3 protein-coding genes are annotated in these 4,146 nt (G+C 71.4%); all 3 read left to right on the top strand.

Annotation, left to right across the window (positions count from 1 at the left end; translation table 11 throughout):
* On the top strand, nucleotides 1–2,504 hold a 2,504-nt coding region (locus ACE3N6_RS18925), incomplete at its 5' end, for a YhdP family protein (protein ID WP_374247376.1).
* Entirely contained in the window at nucleotides 2,501–3,316 is an 816-nt protein-coding gene (locus tag ACE3N6_RS18920) for a carbon-nitrogen hydrolase family protein (RefSeq protein WP_374247375.1), read from the top strand. The genes ACE3N6_RS18925 and ACE3N6_RS18920, both read left to right, overlap by 4 nt.
* A gap of 16 nt (nucleotides 3,317–3,332) precedes the next feature.
* Nucleotides 3,333–4,146, top strand: an 814-nt coding sequence (locus ACE3N6_RS18915; protein WP_374247374.1) for a PmbA/TldA family metallopeptidase, incomplete at its 3' end; no start/stop codon positions are given.

The raw sequence follows: 4,146 nt of genomic DNA, 5'->3' as shown, positions 1-4,146 counted from the left end.
CCGAAGGCAGCTGGAGCCACCCGGATGGGCGGCTGGAGGTGAGCCTCGCCAGCGCCAACTTCGCCAACCGCGACACCCGCGGCTCGGCCGCCGGGCGCTACCGGGCCACCGCCGACACGCCGGGCGAGATCGACCTGCAGGCGCGCCTCTCCGAGGCCGACGCCCGCGCCGTGTGGCGCTACATGCCGGCGGTGGTCGGCGCCAGCGCCCGCGACTGGCTGCAGCACAGCCTCGTCGGCGGCAAGGCGCAGGACGCGCGGCTGGTGCTGAAGGGCGACCTGGCGAAGTTCCCCTTCCGCAACCCGAAGGACGGCACCTTCCGGGTCGCCGCTCGGGTGGCCGACGGGCAGCTCGACTACGCCCAGGGCTGGCCGAAGATCGAAGGCATCTCCGGTGAGCTGCTCTTCGAGGGGGCGGGGATGAGCATCAAGGCCCAGCGCGGCCGCATCTTCGGCGCCGAGCTGAAGGACGTGACGGCAGTGCTGCCCGATTTCGAGCACGACGCGGTGCTCACCATCCACGGCGCCGCCAGCGGGCCGACCCAGGATTTCCTGCGCTTCGTGGCCCAGAGCCCGGTGGGCGACAGCATCAACCACTTCACCGACCCCTTCCGGGTCGAGGGCGCCGGCAACCTCGGCCTCCAGCTGGTGCTGCCCCTGCACCGCATGACCGACTCCAAGGTGCGCGGCGAGTACGTCTTCGCCCACAACCGGCTGCAGGTGGACCCGGCCCTGCCGGTGTTCGCCGACGCGGGCGGGCGGGTCGGCTTCACCGAGAGCCAGCTCACCGTGAAGAACGGCACCGCGCGGGTCTTCGGCGACGCCGTGAGCGTGGCCGGCGGCACCCGGCCGGACGGCAGCGTGGTGCTCAACGCCCAGGGCAACCTGAGCGTCGTCGCCCTGCGCCAGGAACTCGACCTGCCGCTGCTCGACCACCTCTCCGGCAGCGCCGCCTGGAAGGGTGCGGTGACGGTGCCCAAGAAGGGCGGCGTCGAGTTCGTCCTCGACAGCAACCTGCAGGGCGTGGTGTCCAGCCTGCCCGACCCCCTCAACAAGTCGGCCGCCGGCAGCCTGCCCTTCCGTTTCGAGATCGGCGTGCCGCCCGGCACCGGCGGCGTGACCGGCGACGTGCTCAAGCTGTCGGCCGGGTCGATGTTCCAGGCCCAGTTCCAGCGGCGGCTCGAGCGTGGCCGGGCGCTCATCGTCCGCGGCGGCATCGCCCTCAACGAGCCGGTGCGGCTGGCCGACAAGGGCGTGCTGGTGGCCGCCACCGCCGATCGCCTCGACGCGGACGCCTGGCGCAAGGCCCTCGCCGGCAACCCCGAGCGCCACCAGCGGCCGGCCGATCCGACCGGCACCGGCGAGGCCGGCTTCCCCCTGTCCGGGATCGCCCTGCGCGCCGGCGAGCTGCGCATGCTCGGCCAGCGGCTGGCCGACGTGAATCTGCGCGCGGTGATGGACGACGGCGGCTGGCAGGCGCGCCTGTCGAGCCGCGAGGCCAGCGGCGACATCGCCTGGCGCGACCAGGGGCGGGGCCGGCTCCAGGCTCACTTCCGCCACCTGGCGCTGGGCTCCGCCGCGAAGGATGCCGCCGCAGATGCCGCCCGGCCCGACGACGAACGCCTGTCCGAGCTGCCCGGGCTGGATGTGACCGCCGACAGCTTCGTGCTGCGCGGCCGTCAGCTGGGCCGGCTCGAACTCAAGGCCGCCAACCGGGGCGACCTGTGGCGGCTCGATCAGCTCACCATCGCCAACCCCGACGGCACCCTGTCGGGCAAGGGCGTGTGGCGCCCCGGCGCCCGCGAGGAGACCCGGCTGGGCTTCAAGCTCGACGTGGGCAACGTCGAGAAGATGCTGGCCCGCCTTGGCTACCCGGAGGCGGTGCGACGCGGCAAGGGCGAACTCGAAGGCGAGGTGGTGTGGCGCGGCCCGCCGACCGCGCTGCACATCCCCAGCCTGGGTGGAAAGATGCGGGTGCAGGCGGAGAGCGGGCAGTTCGCCCAGCTCGAACCCGGCGTGGGGCGGCTGCTCGGGGTGCTCAGCCTGCAGGCGCTGCCGCGGCGCATCACGCTCGATTTCCGGGACGTGTTCTCGGAAGGATTCGCCTTCGATCGCATTTCCGGTAGCATCCAGATGAATCAGGGCGTGCTCCACACCGATGACCTGGAGATCCTCGGCCCGGCGGCGCGGGTCTTCATGAGCGGCGATGCCGATGCCGGCCGCGAGACCCAGAACCTGCGGGTGCGGGTCCAGCCCACCCTGTCCGAATCCGTCGCCGTCGGCTCTGCCATCGCCACCACCGGCGTCATCCATCCCGCCGTCGGTCTGGCGGCCTATCTGGTCCAGAAGGCGCTGCGCGATCCGGTGGAGAAACTGTTCAGTTTCGAGTATGTCGTAACCGGGGGATGGTCCGATCCCAAGGTCGAAAAAATCTCGGCAGCGCCCACCCGGGCGCCGCGCCGGGCCCCGGACACCCCCGAATCATCCCGCGAGGACAAACCATGAGCGCCCGCCCCCCCTGCCGCATTGCCGCCGTCCAGATGGTTTCGGGCCCCGACGTGGAGGCCAATCTGGCCGAAGCCGGGCGGCTGATCGCCGAGGCCGCCGCCGCCGGAGCGCGGCTGGTGGTGCTGCCCGAGTATTTCCCCCTCATCACCCCCGACGAGACCGCCAAGGTGCGCCTGCGCGAGCGGGACGGGGAGGGCCCGATCCAGGCTTTCCTCAAGGCCGCGGCGCAGCGCCACGGAGTGTGGCTGGTGGGGGGGTCCAGCCCGCTGCTGGCCGATGCGCCGGACAAGGTGCGCAACAGCACGCTGGTCTTCGACGACACCGGCCGCCGGGTGGCCCGCTACGACAAGGTGCACCTGTTCGGCTTCCAGCGCGGCGGCGAGCGCTACGACGAATCCGCCACCATCGAGGCCGGCAGCGACGTGGTCACCTTCGACGCCCCGTGCGGCACCGTGGGCCTGTCGATCTGCTACGACCTGCGTTTTCCCGAACTCTTCCGGGCGATGGGCGAGGTGGATCTGATCGTCCTGCCCGCCGCCTTCACCTACACCACCGGCCGCGCCCACTGGGAAGTGCTCCTGCGGGCCCGCGCCATCGAGAACCAGTGCTATGTGCTGGCGAGCGCCCAGGGCGGGGTGCATGCCGGTGGACGGCGCACCTGGGGCGATAGTCTAATCATCGACCCGTGGGGTGAAGTCGTTGCCCGTCTTGCCGAAGGGCCCGGGGTCGTCGTCGCCGACGTGGACCCGCAGCGCATCGCCGAGGTTCGCACCAGCCTGCCGGCCCTGAAGCACCGCAAACTCAGTTGACACCCTACGAGACACCATGAGCAAGAATCCGCCGCCCAATCCGCTGAAGACCGCCAGCAAGCTGCTCCTGAAGCCCTACGACCTCGATCTCGAGGATCTCGACAAGGTCTTCCGCAAGCTCTTCCGGCACAAGCTCGACTACGCCGACCTGTACTTCCAGTACCACCGCTCGGAGGCCTGGAGCCTGGAGGAGGGCATCGTCAAGTCGGGCAGCTTCAACATCGAGCAGGGCGTCGGCGTGCGCGCCATCACCGGCGAGAAGACCGCCTTCGCCTACTCCGACGACATCAGCCTGAAGGCCCTGAAGGATGCCGCCGCGGCCACCCGCGCGATCGCCGACAGCGGCCGCCGCAAGGCCCACAAGATCGAGGCGGTCCGCAAGCCCCCGCTGGCCCTGTACCGGGCCGACAACCCCCACGGCTCGCTGGACGACGTGGCCAAGGTGAAGCTGCTGGAGCGCCTCGAAGCGATGGCCCGGGCCGAAGACCCGCGCGTCAAGGAGGTGATGGCCAGCCTCGTCGGCTCGTGGGAGGTCGTGCTGGTCGCCCGCAGCGACGGTCACCTGGCGGCCGACGTGCGCCCCCTGGTGCGGGTGTCGGTCAGCGTCATCATGGAAGAGAACGGCCGCCGTGAGCAGGGCTCCGGCGGCGGCGGCGGGCGCTACGACTACGGCTATTTCAGCGACGAGGTGCTGGCGGGCTTCGCCAAGGCCGCGGTGCATCAGGCGCGGGTCAACCTGGGGGCCGGCCCGGCGCCGGCCGGGACGATGACGGTGGTGCTCGGCAACGGCTGGCCGGGCATCCTGCTCCACGAGGCCATCGGCCACGGCC

It is taken from the genome of Zoogloea sp. (genome assembly GCF_041904905.1).
In the GTDB taxonomy this organism is placed as follows: domain Bacteria; phylum Pseudomonadota; class Gammaproteobacteria; order Burkholderiales; family Rhodocyclaceae; genus Zoogloea.
This window is presented reverse-complemented; position numbering and strand designations above follow the sequence as displayed.

Coding starts and splice junctions, on each gene's coding strand:
- ACE3N6_RS18920 (WP_374247375.1), top strand. CDS start 2,501: ATGAGCGCCCGCCCCCCCTGCCGCATTGCCGCCGTCCAGATGGTTTCG.